General features: G+C 71.7%; 16 protein-coding genes. 10 read left to right on the top strand and 6 right to left on the bottom strand.

What is annotated here, in order from left to right; all coding sequences use genetic code 11:
• The first annotated feature begins 15 nt into the window (after positions 1–15).
• Together ACGFIA_RS04550 and ACGFIA_RS04545 are read left to right on the top strand one after the other, a co-directional pair.
• On the top strand, positions 16–516 hold the full coding sequence (locus ACGFIA_RS04550) for a SigE family RNA polymerase sigma factor (protein ID WP_357381583.1): 501 nt from the start codon (positions 16–18) through the stop codon (positions 514–516).
• On the top strand, positions 509–1387 hold the full coding sequence (locus ACGFIA_RS04545) for a hypothetical protein (protein ID WP_357381585.1): 879 nt from the start codon (positions 509–511) through the stop codon (positions 1385–1387). The genes ACGFIA_RS04550 and ACGFIA_RS04545 overlap by 8 nt, the downstream gene beginning before the upstream one ends.
• 43 nt (positions 1388–1430) lie before the next feature.
• On the opposite strand, the gene ACGFIA_RS04540 is transcribed toward ACGFIA_RS04545, so the two are convergent.
• Entirely contained in the window at positions 1431–3014 is a 1584-nt protein-coding gene (locus ACGFIA_RS04540; RefSeq protein WP_393258528.1) for an acyl-CoA carboxylase subunit beta, read from the bottom strand.
• A 96-nt stretch (positions 3015–3110) separates the two neighbouring features.
• On the opposite strand from ACGFIA_RS04540, the gene ACGFIA_RS04535 reads away from it, so the two are divergent.
• A complete protein-coding gene (locus tag ACGFIA_RS04535) occupies positions 3111–3983 on the top strand; it encodes a biotin--[acetyl-CoA-carboxylase] ligase (RefSeq protein WP_357470086.1) in 873 nt (290 codons plus the stop codon).
• Positions 3984–4125: 142 nt separating this feature from the next.
• Positions 4126–4695 carry a PH domain-containing protein gene (locus ACGFIA_RS04530; RefSeq protein ID WP_357381592.1) on the top strand — a complete coding sequence of 190 codons (570 nt, stop codon included), beginning with the start codon at positions 4126–4128 and terminating at the stop codon, positions 4693–4695.
• A 57-nt stretch (positions 4696–4752) separates the two neighbouring features.
• Here the strand turns inward: ACGFIA_RS04530 and ACGFIA_RS04525 are convergent, their stop codons facing one another.
• Positions 4753–5442, bottom strand: coding sequence for a GtrA family protein (locus ACGFIA_RS04525; RefSeq protein WP_357381594.1), 690 nt, complete (start codon positions 5440–5442; stop codon positions 4753–4755).
• Positions 5443–5504: 62 nt separating this feature from the next.
• Positions 5505–6041: a GtrA family protein gene (locus ACGFIA_RS04520; RefSeq protein WP_357381802.1), complete on the bottom strand. Its 537-nt coding sequence runs from the start codon at positions 6039–6041 to the stop codon at positions 5505–5507.
• A gap of 489 nt (positions 6042–6530) precedes the next feature.
• Between ACGFIA_RS04520 and ACGFIA_RS04515 the strand changes: the two genes are divergently transcribed.
• Genes ACGFIA_RS04515 through ACGFIA_RS04500 form a run of 4 tightly spaced genes read left to right on the top strand, consistent with a single transcriptional unit; the run spans position 6531 to position 11279 of the window.
• Positions 6531–8372 carry a phosphoenolpyruvate carboxykinase (GTP) gene (locus ACGFIA_RS04515; RefSeq protein WP_357381597.1) on the top strand — a complete coding sequence of 614 codons (1842 nt, stop codon included), beginning with the start codon at positions 6531–6533 and terminating at the stop codon, positions 8370–8372.
• A gap of 40 nt (positions 8373–8412) precedes the next feature.
• A complete protein-coding gene (locus tag ACGFIA_RS04510; protein ID WP_357381599.1) occupies positions 8413–9276 on the top strand; it encodes a hypothetical protein in 864 nt (287 codons plus the stop codon).
• Positions 9277–9316: 40 nt separating this feature from the next.
• Positions 9317–10477: a geranylgeranyl reductase family protein gene (locus tag ACGFIA_RS04505; protein ID WP_357381601.1), complete on the top strand. Its 1161-nt coding sequence runs from the start codon at positions 9317–9319 to the stop codon at positions 10475–10477.
• A 31-nt stretch (positions 10478–10508) separates the two neighbouring features.
• Complete coding sequence (locus tag ACGFIA_RS04500; RefSeq protein WP_357381603.1) at positions 10509–11279, top strand: isoprenyl transferase; 771 nt, start codon at positions 10509–10511, stop codon at positions 11277–11279.
• Between the two features lie 65 nt (positions 11280–11344).
• Here ACGFIA_RS04500 and otsB read toward each other — a convergent pair whose 3' ends face one another.
• The 3 genes from otsB to ACGFIA_RS04485 form a co-directional block, all read right to left on the bottom strand.
• Complete coding sequence (gene otsB / locus ACGFIA_RS04495) at positions 11345–12169, bottom strand: trehalose-phosphatase (protein WP_357381605.1); 825 nt, start codon at positions 12167–12169, stop codon at positions 11345–11347.
• 69 nt (positions 12170–12238) lie between these two features.
• Positions 12239–12592 (bottom strand): hypothetical protein, encoded by a 354-nt coding sequence (locus ACGFIA_RS04490; RefSeq protein ID WP_013284062.1) that lies wholly within the window; start codon positions 12590–12592, stop codon positions 12239–12241.
• Positions 12593–12755: 163 nt separating this feature from the next.
• Positions 12756–13196 (bottom strand): XRE family transcriptional regulator, encoded by a 441-nt coding sequence (locus tag ACGFIA_RS04485; protein WP_357381608.1) that lies wholly within the window; start codon positions 13194–13196, stop codon positions 12756–12758.
• A gap of 264 nt (positions 13197–13460) precedes the next feature.
• On the opposite strand from ACGFIA_RS04485, the gene ACGFIA_RS04480 reads away from it, so the two are divergent.
• Positions 13461–13802, top strand: coding sequence for a hypothetical protein (locus ACGFIA_RS04480; RefSeq protein ID WP_357381610.1), 342 nt, complete (start codon positions 13461–13463; stop codon positions 13800–13802).
• The gene (locus ACGFIA_RS04475) at positions 13799–14224 is read left to right on the top strand and encodes a hypothetical protein (protein WP_357381612.1); all 426 of its coding nucleotides are present in this window, start codon (positions 13799–13801) and stop codon (positions 14222–14224) included. Before ACGFIA_RS04480 ends, ACGFIA_RS04475 begins: the two co-directional genes overlap by 4 nt.
• The last annotated feature ends 200 nt before the right edge of the window (positions 14225–14424 follow it).

Here is a 14424-nt window from a genome sequence, read left to right as displayed (position 1 = left end):
CTCGGGAGGTAGCAGGTGCCGGACGTCGACGGGTTCGACGAGTTCTACCGGGGCAGCCGGCAACGGCTGCTCGGTTTCGTCTTCGTGCTCACCGGCAACCTCGCCGAGGCGCAGGACGCCGTGCAGGAGGCGTACATCCGGGCCTGGCAGCGATGGTCCACGGTGCGCCGGTACGACGACCCGGAGTCCTGGGTGCGGGTGGTGGCCAGCCGGATCGCGGTGAGCCGCTGGCGCAGCCTGCGCAGCCGGGCCCGCGCCTACCTGCGCCACGGCGCCGAGGAGAGCGTGCCGGCGCCGAGCACCGACACGGTCGAGGTGGTGGCGGCGTTGCGCCGGCTGCCCGAGGAGCAACGCGTCGCCCTCGCGTTGTACTACCTGCTCGGCATGCCGGTGGCCGAGGTCGCCCGGGAGACCGACGCGCCGGTCGGCACGGTCAAGGCGCGGCTGTCCCGGGGCCGTGCCGCCCTGGCCGAACTGCTCGCGGTAGTGGATCTGGAGGAGCCCGCCGATGCGTGACGACGACCTGGCATTCATCGACGCGATGCAGCGGGACCTGCGCGACGTCCGCTGGGCGGAACCAGCCGAGCTGCGGGCACGCGCCCGGCGTCGCAGCCGCCGCACGGTGGCCGCCGCGGCGGTGGCGGTGCTGGCGCTCACCTCCGGTGCCGCGTTCGTGGCGGCCGGCCGTGCCGCCGCACCGGCACCCGCACCGGCGCCGGTCGCCGCCAGCCAGTCGGCGATCCCGTGGAGCGCCGCGGAGGTGCCCGCCGAGGTGCTGCTGCAACCGGTCGACCTGCGGCCGGCCGGCATCACGCCGTGGAACGACACCGGACTCGACGAGGAGATCCGGCTGGACCAGATGCTGGAGGTCTGCCGGCAGGACCAGGGCCTGCGGACGGAGTGGGTGAGATCCCGCTACTCGCGGTCGGTGACCCTCCTGCGGCAGCGGCCGGGCACCAGCGACCCGTCGGAACGGCAGCCGGTGGCCCTTCAGGACGTCTACCGCCTCGCGGCGCAGGACGGCGAGCGGCTGTTCGACGGGCTGCCCGCGCTGCTGGCGCCCTGCCGCACATGGCGATCCGCAGGCCCGGTGGAGTGGAAGGGCAAGCGGATCCAGGCGGAGGTCGTCCACTCCTGGCAGACGGTCGACAGCGGCTTCGCCGGCGACGAGTCGGTGCTCGTGCGGCACACCGTCGGGAAGGGCCGGCGGCTGGACACCGGAGCGCCGCTCGGTGCCGGGAGCCCGCCGAGGGACCAGGCGGTGGTGCGGGTCGGTGACCTCGTCACGGTGCTGCGCGCCGGGGCGGGCGGTGACGACGTGGCACTGCGGGATCTGGCCCGGGTCGCCGCCGAGCGGATGTGCCGCGCCGCGAACCCGGCCTGCTGACGCCGGTGCCCCCGCCGCCGACCCGGCGGGGGCACCCGACGCACTACAGCGGGATGTTGCCGTGCTTCTTCGGCGGCAGCGTCTCGCGCTTGGTGCGCAGCACCCGCAGCGCCCGCACGATCTGGGTACGCGTCTCGTGCGGCGGGATCACCCCGTCGACGTAGCCGCGCTCGGCCGCGATGTACGGGTTGGCGAGCGTGTTCTCGTACTCGGCGATCTTCTCGGCGCGCACGGCGGCCGGGTCGTCGGCGTTCGCCAGATCCGAGCGGTAGAGGATGTTCACCGCGCCCTGTGCGCCCATCACCGCGATCTGCGCGGTCGGCCAGGCGAAGTTCAGGTCCGCGCCGAGGTGCTTGGAACCCATCACGTCGTACGCGCCGCCGTACGCCTTGCGGGTGATGACTGTGACCTTCGGGACGGTGGCCTCGGCGTACGCGTAGATGAGCTTCGCGCCGCGGCGGATGATGCCGTCCCACTCCTGGCCGGTGCCGGGCAGGAAGCCGGGCACGTCCACGAAGGTCAGCACCGGGATGTTGAACGCGTCGCAGGTGCGCACGAACCGGGCCGCCTTCTCCGACGCGGCGATGTCGAGCGTGCCGGCGAACTGCATCGGCTGGTTCGCCACCACGCCCACCGGGCGCCCCTCGACGCGACCGAAACCGACCACCATGTTCTGCGCGTACAGGGGCTGCACCTCGAGGAACTCACCGTCGTCGAGCACGTGCTCGATGACCCGGTGCATGTCGTACGGCTGGTTGGCCGAATCCGGGATCAGCGTGTCCAGCTCCCGGTCGGAGTCGGTGACGTCGAGGACCGCCGGGGCGTCGAAGACCGGCGGCTCGTCCAGGTTGTTCGACGGCAGGTACGACAGCAGCGTCTTGACGTACTCGATCGCGTCCTCCTCGTCGGTGCCGAGGTAGTGCGCGTTGCCGCTGCGGGTGTTGTGGGTGCGGGCGCCGCCCAGCTCCTCCATGCCCACGTCCTCGCCGGTGACCGTCTTGATCACGTCGGGGCCGGTGATGAACATGTGCGAGGTCTGGTCGACCATGACTGTGAAGTCGGTGACCGCCGGGGAGTAGACGGCGCCGCCCGCGCACGGGCCCATGATGAGCGAGATCTGCGGGATGACGCCGCTGGCCCGCACGTTGCGGAAGAAGATCTCGCCGTAGAGGCCGAGGGACGTGACGCCCTCCTGGATCCGCGCGCCGCCGGAGTCGTTGATGCCGACGACCGGGCAGCCGATCTTCATGGCGAGGTCCATCAGCTTGACGATCTTCTCGCCGAAGACCTCGCCGAGGGAGCCGCCGAAGACGGTGAAGTCCTGCGAGAAGACGCAGACCTGCCGGCCGTCCACGGTGCCGTAGCCGGTCACCACGCCGTCCCCGTACGGGCGGGTCTTCTCCAGCCCGAAGTTCGTCGAGCGGTGCCGGGCGAACTCGTCCAGCTCGACGAACGAGCCTTCGTCGAGCAGCATCGCGATCCGCTCGCGGGCGGTCTTCTTGCCCCGTGCGTGCTGCTTCTCGACCGCCCGCGCCGACCCGGCGTGCACCGCCTCGTCGAGCCGTCGCTCCAGGTCCGCCAGCTTGCCGGCGGTGGTGTGGATGTTGAACCCGGTGTCGGTAGTCACCCGTGGAATATAACGATGGTTCAGGTGAAAGAGGCTGTGCAGTGCGCCTCACCGCTTCCCGGCGACCGGCGAGCCCGGTGGCCGTAGGCTGGCGGGATGCCCGGCTCGCCGTACACCGATCTGGACCGACCGCCGCTGTCGGCGGCCCGGCTGCGGCGCGCGCTGATCGCGCCGAACGGGCCCTGGCGCCGGCTGGAGCTGCGGGCCGAGACCGGCTCGACGAACGCGGACGCGGTGGCCGCGGCGCGGGCCGGTGAGCCGGAGGGCCTGGTGGTGGTCGCCGAGCGGCAGACCTCCGGCCGGGGGCGGCGGGGCCGCGTCTGGCAGTCGCCGCCGCGCGCCGGCCTCGCCACGAGCGTGCTGCTACGGCCGGGAGAGGCGGTCCCCGAGCGAGGCTGGGCGCCGGTGCCCGTCACCGCGTACGGCTGGCTGCCGCTGCTCGCCGGTGTCGCGCTGGTCGAGGCGGTACGCCTGCTGGCCGAGCTGGACGCGCGGCTGAAGTGGCCCAACGACCTGCTGGTGGACGGCGCGAAGTGCGCCGGGGTGCTGGCCGAGGCGGTGCCCGGGGAGACCGACCGGCCGCCCGCGATCGTGGTCGGTGTCGGGCTGAACGTGACGCTGCGCGCCGACGAGCTGCCGGAGAACCCGACCGGCCTGCCGGCCACCTCGCTCCAGCTCGCCGGCGCCACCGCCACCGACCGCGATCCGCTGCTGCGGGCGCTGCTGCGCTCGCTCGCCGACTGGTACGAGCGCTGGCGGGACGCCGGAGGCGACGCGGAGGCCAGCGGGCTGCGCGCGGCGTACCTGGCCGGGTGCGCCACGGTCGGCCGCCGGGTGCGGGTGCTGCTGCCCGACGGCAGCGAGGCGCACGGCACCGCCACCGGGGTGGACGCCGACGGGCAGCTCCTGGTCGAGACGGACGCCGACACGCTGCGGCTCGCCGCGGGAGACGTGCTGCACCTGCGCTGAAAGGAAGGGCACCCTCTTAACGCCTCCGGTAGAGGAAGGGCCCCCTTTTAACAACCACTGGCAGGCGTCCGCGCGGCCGATGCCGGGCGGACGCGCCGACCGGTTACGGTCAGCGCGTCCGGTTCTGCGAGGAGGTTCCGCCGTGGCGTTCCCCGAAGACGTGCTCACCGAGGACGAGCACGTCGTGTTACACCTGCACCCGCACTGGAAGGCCCTGATCCGGCCGATCCTGGTGCTCGTGCTCGCCGTCGCGGCGGTCGTCGCGGGCTGGCTCCTGCTGCCCGACGGCAGCGGCGGCACGATCGCGCTCTACGTGATCGCGGCGGTCGGCCTGGCGCTCGTGCTGTGGCTGGGGCTGTGGCCGTTCCTGGTCTGGCGCACCACGCACTACCTGTTCACAAACGAGCGGGTGCTGCTCCAGCAGGGGGTGCTGTCCCGCAACCGGCGGGATCTGCCGCTGACCCGGATCAACGACCACGCCATGCACCAGCGTTTCGTGGAGCGGCTGCTCGGCTGCGGCACGCTGACCATCGAGTCGGCCGGTGAGCGCGGTCAGTCGGTGTTGCACGACGTGCCGGGTGTGGACCGGGTGCAGACGAAGCTCTACGAGCTGGTCGAGGCGCATCACGACAAGCACAGCCTGGGCGACGGCGAGATGCGCGAGATCCTGGCCGACATGGCCGAGGGCAAGTCCCTGCGCGACCAGCCCTGACCCGTTCGACGGAGAAGGCCGGCACCCCTCGTCAGGGGCGCCGGCCTTCTCCGTGGTTCAGCGGCGGGCGCGGCGGGGCTGGAGTTCCGCGGCGATTTCGGCGTCCAGCTCGGCGCCGAGCGCGCCGCCCAGTCCGGCGTCCGCGGGTGCGGGGCGGCCCCGGGGTGGCGCGTAGTCGGCCGGCCGGCCCGGAGGCGGTTCCTCCTCCTCCAGCTCGCTGACCGACTCGGCCAGCTCGGCCACCGGGTCCATCTCGGCGACGTTGTCCCACTCGTCACGCGGGACCGAGTGCCAGGTCTCCTCGGCGTGCTTGGCGACGGGCTGGAAGACGAACGTCCGGTAGGACCAGAAGCGGAACAGAGTGGCCAGCAGTACGCCGATGGTCTTGGCGACGTTCAGGGCGAGCAGGCCGTGTACGCCGAGACCGTACTTGGCCAGGGCCAGGACGCCCAGTTCGATGACCAGGCCCGCGCCGTTGAAGAGGAAGAACAAGACGTATTCGCGCCGGAGTGCCGATTTCGGTCGATCACGGTACGTCCAGTGACGATTCATCAGATACGACGTGATCGTGGCGACAATGGTCGCGATCACGGTCGCCTTCAGCTGACCGTCGCGGAAAACCGTGAGTGCGAGAGCATTGAACACGGCGTAATTGATGACGGTGTTGATGCCGCCGACGATGCCGAATTTGAGCGCCTCGTGGATGAACTTCTGCCAGCGCTCGGGCAGCAGACGGACTCCAGGCATGCGGAACACCTTAGGCAGTTGGCTGGGCCGGCTGGGCCCGGCGGGTCGGGATGGGCGGGTTGTCACGCCCCGGACTCTCGGTCGTGGCTCGTTGCCGTAACGGGAGGTGTTCCCGCCTCGACGAAGACGAACCGTCGGTACGACCAGAACCGGAAGAGCGTGCCCAGGCCGGTGCCGACGATGAAGCTGGCGATGTTGTCGGCCAGGGGGGTCTTGAACACCGCGGGCCAGAGCGCGCCCAGCCCGTAGTGGCTGATCGCCAGGCAGGCCACCGCGATGCCGAGGCCGACCGCGTTGAAGAAGAAGAACAGCGCGTACTCGCGGGCCGGGTTCGACCGCTGCCGGTGCCGCCACGTCCAGAACCGGTTGCCGAGGAAGGCGACGGTCGCGGCGATCACCGTGGAGACGGTCTTCGCGGCCAGTGGCGGCATGTCCCGGCCGCTGGACAGATAGTTGAAGAGGACGAAGTCCACGACGAAGGCGAGCCCGCCGACGGTGGCGAACTTGCTCAGCTCGTGGATGAGGTGGCCGAAGCGGTCGCGCAGTGCTCCGATCGGACCCCGGCGGGTCTGCGGAGCCCCCGGTTGGTCTCCGGTCATCGTCGCGGCCACCCGCTGAGCGTACCGGTTGTCCGGTAACCGGGCGGACTCCAACGGCGAGTCGGCCACGACGGCTTCGCCGCGGCCGTCGCGACCGGCCCGCCCCGTTCGGGGAGGCGTCGCCCGTTCTCGATGTCCGTGAGCAGAGCGTAACGCGCTGTGCGAATCTGTGGAGCGCATCACGGAATCGTCTTTCGCGACATGTTCGTACGCGCCCGTGATCGGGCTTCACGGCCACTCCGGTGACGGACCGCGCCGTCGAAGGTTCACCGCAGGATTTGCGTGAAACTGCGCGCGAAAGCGGGTATCAGATCGTGAAGCCGCAGCGTGGCCGTACCTTGTGCAGTTCTTCACAACCAGTCCCACTGACTGACGGGGCAGTCCGGTTTACGCTGAGCCCAATCCCAGGTTTCCACGAGGCGGCGCACCAGCCCGCCGGAACTCGTGCACCCCATAGATCGGTCAGCGTCGACCACAAGGAGAAGTGACATGGTTGCTCCGGCTGCTGTTCGGGGTATCGATCAGGCCCCGACGTCCCACCCCAAGCTGCTCGCCTGGGTTCGTGAGGTCGCGGAACTGACCACCCCGGACCGCGTGGTCTGGGTGGACGGATCTGATGAGGAGTGGCGCCGCCTCACCGACGAACTCGTCGAAAACGGCACCCTGATCCGACTGAATCCCGAGAAGAAGCCCAACTCGTTCTACGCGCGTACCGATCCCACGGACGTCGCCCGGGTGGAGGAGCGCACCTTCATCTGCTCCGTCGACGAGGCGGACGCCGGCCCCACAAACAACTGGATGGCGCCGGCCGAGATGAAGCGGACGATGACGGAGCTGTACCGCGGCAGCATGCGCGGGCGCACCATGTACGTCATCCCGTTCTGCATGGGTCCGATCGAGGCCGAGAACCCGATGTTCGGTGTCGAGATCACCGACAGCCCGTACGTCGTCGCCTCGATGCGGATCATGACCCGGATGGGCTCGTCGATCCTTGCGGCGATGGGCGACGACGCGGACTTCGTGCACGCGCTGCACTCCATCGGCGCCCCGCTCGCGCCGGGTCAGCAGGACGTGGCGTGGCCGTGCAACGAGACCAAGTACATCTCGCACTTCCCGGAGACCCGGGAGATCTGGTCCTACGGCTCCGGCTACGGCGGCAACTCGCTGCTCGGCAAGAAGTGCTACTCGCTGCGTATCGCCAGCGTGATGGGGCGCGACGAGGGCTGGCTGGCCGAGCACATGCTGATCCTCAAGATCACCTCGCCGGAGGGCAAGGTCTTCCACATCGCCGGCGCCTTCCCGTCGGCCTGCGGCAAGACCAACCTCGCCATGCTGGAGCCGACCATCCCGGGCTGGAAGGTCGAGACCATCGGCGACGACATCGCCTGGATGCGGTTCGGTGAGGACGGCCGCCTCTACGCGATCAACCCGGAGTACGGCCTGTTCGGCGTCGCGCCCGGCACCGACTGGAAGACCAACGCCAACGCCATGCGGACGCTGGACCGGGGCAACTCCATCTTCACCAACGTGGCGCTCACCGACGACGGCGACATCTGGTGGGAGGGCATGGGTGAGCCGCCGGCGCACCTGATCGACTGGAAGGGCAACGACTGGACGCCGGAGAGCGAGGGCCTCTCCTCGCACGCGAACAGCCGCTTCTGCACCCCGATCACGCAGTGCCCGATCCTGGCCGACGACTACTACGACCCGAACGGCGTGCCGATCGACGCGATCCTGTTCGGCGGCCGTCGCCGGGACACCATCCCGCTGGTCACCGAGGCGCGCGACTGGGTGCACGGCGTCTACATGGGCGCGACGCTCTCCTCGGAGACCACCGCCGCCGCCTCCGGCGCGGTCGGCGTGGTCCGCCGCGACCCGATGGCCATGCTGCCGTTCATCGGCTACAACGGTGGCGACTACTTCCGGCACTGGATCGAGATGGGCAAGGGCGCGGACGGCGACGAGTCCAAGCTGCCCAAGATCTACTACGTCAACTGGTTCCGGAAGGACGCCGAGGGCAACTTCCTCTGGCCGGGCTTCGGCGAGAACTCCCGCGTGCTCAAGTGGATCATCGAGCGGCTGGAGGGCCGGGCCGAGGCCGTGGAGACGCCGATCGGCATGGTCCCGGCGCAGGACGCGCTCGACGTCGAAGGTCTGGACATGACCCCGGAGGACGTCCGGATCGCGCTGAAGGTCGACCCGGACGAGTGGCGCAACGAACTGCCGCTGGTCACCGAGTGGTTCGAGAAGTTCGGGGACAAGCTCCCCGGCGTGCTCTGGGCCGAGCTGGACGCGCTGCGCGCCCGGCTGGACGCGGAGCCGCAGAAGTAACAGGTGTGCCTGTTGCCCGCACCGGGCAACATCGGATGCCATGAGGACGGCCGCTGAACCTGTCGAGGTCCGGCGGCCGTCCGCCGTCCGGGCGCTCACCACGCTGCTCGCCGTGACCGCGGCGGCCACCGTCGTGGTCGAGCTGCTGAACTACTGGTACGCCCCGGAGCAGGAGTTCGGTCTGGCCGTACGCACCGGCTGGGCGATGCTCCGGTCGCTCGGTTTCCTGCTGCTGATCGGGCACGTGAACAACGGCCGGGTGGGTGCCCGGCCGTTCGGGCTGATCCTGGCGGTGACCACGATCTTCGCGGTCGGGCGGCTGATCGTGCCCCGGCAGGGGGTGCCCGCGCTGCCCGGCCTGGTCGGGTTCGCCGTGCTCACCGCGCTCTGCGTCGCCGTGGTGGTGCTGCTGTACCGCTCCGAGACGATCCGCGCCCACCTGGTCCGGCACCGCAAGGGCCTGGTCGTCGAGGGCGGGACGATCGCCTGGCGGGAGGTCGCCCCGAAGCGCCCGCAGGCGAACGGCTGGCTGCTCACCGCCCGGGTCGCGGCGTTCACCTACAGCCCGCTGATGCTGGTGCCGGCGCTCGTCGCCACCGGTGCCGTGCTGGACGGGCGGCTGTCCGCCGTACCGGCTCTGGTCCTCTGGTTCGGCGCGGGCATCGCGGTCAGTTACGCCGTGCTGTTCTGCACCGCGTTCCTGCTGCGCGACAAGGCATGGGCACGCCGGGCGCTCGTCGTGGTCACCCTCGGCGTCCTGGCGATCGACCTGCCGCTGTGCTGGTGGCTGCTCGGCACCGACGGCCTGATCAGAGACGGCGCCCCCCTCGTCACGGCAGCGGCCCTCTGTCTCTACTCCCTCCACCGCGCCACCGGACCCCGTTTGATGCCGTCAACCTCATGATCGTCGCCCGGGGCGGGGTGCGGCGGGGGAGGATGAGGGCGTGTGGGACGTCGTGGTGGTGGGGGCGGGGCCGGCCGGAGCCGCGGCGGCGCTCGGCGCGCGACGGGCCGGGGCGGCGCGGGTGCTGCTGCTCGACCGGTCCGACTTCCCCCGCGACAAGGCCTGCGGGGACGGCATCGCCGCGCACGCGCTGGACGTCCTCGCCGAGCTGGGCGTGACCGGGGCGGTCGACGGCTACTCGCCGCTGCCCGCGCTGCGCCTGGTCGGCCCCGGCGGCGGCACCGTCGCGCGGACGCTGCCCCGGCCCGCGTACACGGTGCCCCGCCAGGTGTTCGACGCACGCCTGGTGGCGGCGGCGGTGGCGGCCGGCGCGGAGCTGCGGCGGCACACGGTACGCCGGGTGGAGATCGCCGCCGACCGGGTGCTGCTCGACGGGGAGTTGTCCGCGCGGGCGGTGGTGGGCGCGGACGGCGCCGGATCGGTGGTACGCCGCGCGCTCGGGCACCCGGTCAACCCGGACCGGCACCTGGCGCTCGCGATCCGGGGCTACGCGCCCGCACCGGCCGGGCCGCCGGAACAGTTGATCGTCACCTCGGCGGCGCGCTGGCCCGCGTACGCCTGGGCCTTTCCGATCGGCGACGGGCGCGCGAACGTCGGGTACGGGGAGGTGCTGCGCGGCGAGCCGCTGACCCGCGCGCACCTGCTGGACCGGATGGCCGCGCTGCTCCCCGGCGTCGACCCGGCCACGGTGACCGGCCTGCGGGCGCACCACCTGCCGCTGTCCACCCACCGGCCGGCGCCCGGCCGGGGACGGGTGGTGCTGGCCGGGGACGCGCTGTCGCTGATCAACCCGTTCACCGGCGAGGGCATCTTCTACGCGCTGCGCTCCGGGGCCCTCGCGGGCGCTGCGGCGGCCGGCTCCCCGGCCGGGGCCGCCCGGGTGTACGCCGCCACGTTGCGCGCCCGGCTCGGCACCCACCTGCGGCACAGCTCCGTGGCGGCGTGGCTGGCCCGGCGGCGCCGGGTGGTCGACGCGGTGGTCGGCGCGGCCGGGCGGGACGAGCGGGTCTACCGCACGGTGGTGGAGCTGGGGCTCGGCGACGGCCGGCTGGACGCGCGCACGCTCATGGCGATCGGGGCGGACCTGCCGCGACCGCGCCGGAGCGGTTCGCCCTCAGGTGATATGCCACCGAGACACTGATCTCTCCCGCGGGTCGCTACCCTGCAAGGTGATGACTCTGCGGAAACTCCTCTACTCCGTGTACGAGCGCCGGCTGACGGCGAAGCTCGCGGGCAAGCCCGTACCCGCACACGTCGGCGTGATGTGCGACGGCAACCGCAGATGGGCCCGGGAGATGGGCTTCGTCGACCCGAACGACGGCCATCGGATGGGCGCCGAGCGGATCAAGGAACTGCTCCGCTGGTGCGACGCGGCAGGCGTCGGGCACGTCACACTCTGGCTGCTCTCCACCGACAACCTTTCCCGCCCGGCCGCCGAGCTGGACCCGCTGCTCCAGATCATCGAGGACCTGAGCACCGAGCTGGCCGAGGAGGGCAACCCCTGGCGGCTGCGGATGGTCGGCGCGCTCGACGTGCTGCCGGCGCAGCACGCCGCCGCGCTCAAGGCCGCCGAGGAACGCACCCGCGACCGCGACGGCGGGGCTCAGGTGAACATCGCTGTCGGGTACGGCGGGCGGCGTGAGATCGCCGACGCGGTCCGCTCGCTGCTGCTGGAGCACGCGGCGAGCGGCGGCACGCTGGAGGAGCTGGCCACCTCGATAGACGTCGACCACATCTCCGAGCACCTCTACACAAAGGGGCTGCCGGACCCGGATCTGATCATCCGGACCAGTGGCGAGCAGCGGCTCTCCGGTTTCATGCTCTGGCAGAGCGCGCACTCGGAGTTCTACTTCTGCGAGCTGAACTGGCCCGACTTCCGCAAGGTCGACTTCCTGCGGGCCCTGCGCTCCTACGCCACCCGCCAACGCCGCTTCGGCACCTGACCCCTCGCCGCAGCCCTCTCGCCCCGCCCCCGCCCCGCCCCGCCCCGCCCCGGCGGGCCGGGGTGTCAGCGGAGGTGGGGCAGGGCTGAGGTGAGGAAGTCGGCCAGGGCGGCGGGGGAGTCCAGGGTCATGTCGGCGGCGTCGGCCACCTCGTGACCGGTCTCCGGGTTGGCGACCGCGACACAGACACCGAGGAAGTCGGGGTCGTCGGCGGCGCGGGCGCGCAGCGCGGCGAACGCCTTGATGTCGGAGACGTCGTCACCGAAGTACCAGGCGCCACCGGCGTCCCGGACCGTCTCGCCGATCACCATGCCCTTGTCCCGGTCGACAGGGGGCTTCAGTTCCAGCACCATCCGGCCCGGCTGGGCGCGCAGCCCCAGCCGCTCGGCCTGGGCCCGGCCCCACTCCTGCACCAGCTCGCCGAGATGCGGGGCGGTACGCCAGTGCAGCGCCACGGAGAGCCGCTTGAACTCGACGAGCGCGCCGGGCGGCAACTCGGCGCGGGCCTGCTCGGCCAGCTCGGACATCGTCGGCACCCACGGCAGGGCGGCCGGCTCGGTGACCGTCTCACCGCCGGAGTGGCTGTGCTCCAGGCCGTAGAGCCCGTACAGGTCGATGCCGGCGAGGCCGCCGAGGTGGTCGCGGAGGAAGTCCACCGGGCGGGCGGAGACGATCGCGATCCGGCGGACGTGCGGGGCGAGCGCCTCCAGCGCGGTGAGCACGTTGGGCGCGGGCCGTACGGCTGTGGGATCGTCGTCGACCGGCGCCAGGGTGCCGTCGAAGTCGAAGAAGAGGACGACGTCACCCGCGCGGGCGGCGGTCGCACGCCAGGCGTGCTCCGCGTTCAACGGGGTCTTCGGCTGCTGGTTGCCCAGATTCAACGGCGGCACGCGCGTCAGCGTACCCCGCGCCGGGCGGCGTATTCGTGGCCGAGATGCGACGTCGGAACGACGTGGGGATCAGCGTTCGGCGGCTCCTCGTCCCCGGCGGCCGAACGGCACCACTGCCGCCTCCTGCCCGTGGCTGAGCAGGTAGCCCTCCACGAAGCCGGTGTTGCGGTCGCCGGTGTGCGCCTCGATCTCGTTGAGCCGCGCCACCAGGAACTCGGTGAGCGCGCTGACGCGGTCGTTGAGCCGATCGTGCAGCTCGGCGACGACGGCGAGGATCACCGCGGTGCCGGCCGTGGTGAGCGCGAAGAGGTTGACGACCAGTGGGAGCTGCCCGCCGTCCAGTACGCCGACCACCACGTTGCCGGTCACGCACGATGTCAGCGACACCACCGCGACCACGACTGCCAACCATTTCAGGGTCATGGACAGACCCCTCCTTCTGTCCCGCAGGGCTGGGTTCGGCTGTGTCCCGTCCCCCCGCCGATGACGAGCCCCTAGCAGTACAAACGTGGACGCTAGCGGGTCCGATCCGTCCCCGCGGCGAAACGATCGGGTCTGCTCATCCGTTCTTTCGCCATCTGAGGAACTAGCCCGCCTGTTTCCCCCTATTTCGGACACCGCCCGGCAGGGTCGGGCGGTATGCGAGGTAACGGATGGTTTCTCGGATGTGGAACTTCTCCGCGTCGGAGACGTTCGGGTCGACCAGCCGGCGCAGCAGCGCCTCCACGTCCGGGTCCATCGGGGGCGGTGCCGGCACGGTGCGCGGCCCGGCGGCCCGGTCCCAGCCGAGCGCGGTGAACGCGGCGGCCGGGTCGAGCCCGAGCCCTTCGCAGAAGGCGACCACCCGCTCCGCCTCCGGGTCGCTGGCCCAGTCGCCGCGTACCCATCGGTTGATGGTCTGGCGGGAGACGCCGGTGCGCCGGGAGACCTCGGTGCCGCTCCAGGCGCGCAGCGCGCGGGCGTCGTCGAGCGCGCGCCGGACGAAGGTGGCGAAGGCGATCTTCCGTGCGTTGGCCGTCTCGGTCACCCCGTGACGGTACGGCCAGTCGGTCCCGAGGGGGTGGCTCGGCACGCTGCTGTCACGCTGACGGGACGCCGGTCCGGGATTTCCGGTAAACGATCCAGTGCTGCTCAGGAGGGGTGTCACCCGGGCAGAATAGATGGACACGAGTGCAGCGGCAAAGGGCTGAAAAGCTGATACTGTCACGCTCATGAGACAGCTTACGGTGTGTCACGTGCCTGAGACGACGAGTGCTCACATGCGTCACTCCGCGGGTGCCGAGGGGGTCTCGTGACCGAGCTCGCGACCCGTGCCCAGGCCTTCGGGCTGATCGCGGACGGAGTGTCCGCCGGGCTGAGCGCCCCCTGGCGTCTCTACCTCGCCCGCGGGTGCCGGTACCTCTCGCTCAGCGTCGGCGACCGGGGGGAGTGGGACGCCTGGCGGACCCACCTCGGCTGCCCCGAGCTGAGCGTGCGGGTCTACGACTCCGGCGGGGAGATCCGCCGGGCGTCGGTGGCCGAGGTGGTCCTCGACGGATGCCGGATCAGCGTCGAGCTGGTCGAGGAGGTCAGCACCGACGACCTGGAGCGGCTGCTCGTGGTCGACCCACTGCCCGGGACGGACGAGCGATGACCCCCTTTCTCGCCGTGGTGCTCGTCCTCGTGCTCGGCTCCACCTGCTACGCGGCCGGCCGCCTGCACGGTCAGCTCAGCTACCGCATCGGCTACCGGTTCGGTTACCGTCAGGGCTACTTCGACGGCGACCGGGGTGCCTGGAACCGCCGTCGCCGCGACGCCCAGGCGGCGATCGCCTCGGCGCTGTCCGGTCCCGGCCCGACGGTGGTGACCTCGGCCGGGCGCTCGGCGGTGCCGTTCGCCGGCACCTCGGTACCCGCCGTGGTCGCCGCCCGGCCCGGCTCCGCCCCCGCGGTACGGGTCACCGCGACCGCCCAGCTCGGTGCCGTCGGCCGGGTGGGCACCACGTACACCGGCTCGTCGTTCGGCGCGGCCGGCGCCGGACCACGGGCCGGCACGTTGGTGCGCCGGCAGAGCTGAGGCCCGCGCCGCATCGCGGCGCTCGACGACCGGCCGGGGTGCGCGCAGGGGGCATGCATCCCGGCCGGTTGCGGTCCGCCCGTCACTCGCACAGGTGTACGTCCGGCGAAGACGACGCTTGATCCACGCGCGCCTCTAGCCGCGCGGCCCCGAGGCGATTAGCGTCTAGGCATGGCACGGGGTTTTCCCGGGCCAGCCGG

Source organism: Micromonospora sp. NPDC049203, assembly GCF_043197215.1.
In the GTDB taxonomy this organism is placed as follows: Bacteria; Actinomycetota; Actinomycetes; order Mycobacteriales; family Micromonosporaceae; genus Micromonospora.
The sequence above is the reverse complement of the archived record's forward strand: the minus strand, read 5'-3'. Positions and strand labels throughout refer to the sequence as shown.

Excerpts from the sequence above, each read along its gene's own strand:
- ACGFIA_RS04545 (WP_357381585.1), top strand. The coding sequence starts at position 509 with ATGCGTGACGACGACCTGGCATTCATCGACGCGATGCAGCGGGACCTG.
- ACGFIA_RS04510 (WP_357381599.1), top strand. The coding sequence starts at position 8,413 with ATGAGGACGGCCGCTGAACCTGTCGAGGTCCGGCGGCCGTCCGCCGTC.
- ACGFIA_RS04525 (WP_357381594.1), bottom strand. The coding sequence starts at position 5,442 with ATGCCTGGAGTCCGTCTGCTGCCCGAGCGCTGGCAGAAGTTCATCCAC.
- ACGFIA_RS04500 (WP_357381603.1), top strand. The coding sequence starts at position 10,509 with ATGACTCTGCGGAAACTCCTCTACTCCGTGTACGAGCGCCGGCTGACG.
- ACGFIA_RS04490 (WP_013284062.1), bottom strand. The coding sequence starts at position 12,592 with ATGACCCTGAAATGGTTGGCAGTCGTGGTCGCGGTGGTGTCGCTGACA.
- ACGFIA_RS04515 (WP_357381597.1), top strand. The coding sequence starts at position 6,531 with ATGGTTGCTCCGGCTGCTGTTCGGGGTATCGATCAGGCCCCGACGTCC.
- ACGFIA_RS04475 (WP_357381612.1), top strand. The coding sequence starts at position 13,799 with ATGACCCCCTTTCTCGCCGTGGTGCTCGTCCTCGTGCTCGGCTCCACC.
- ACGFIA_RS04535 (WP_357470086.1), top strand. The coding sequence starts at position 3,111 with ATGCCCGGCTCGCCGTACACCGATCTGGACCGACCGCCGCTGTCGGCG.
- ACGFIA_RS04520 (WP_357381802.1), bottom strand. The coding sequence starts at position 6,041 with ATGACCGGAGACCAACCGGGGGCTCCGCAGACCCGCCGGGGTCCGATC.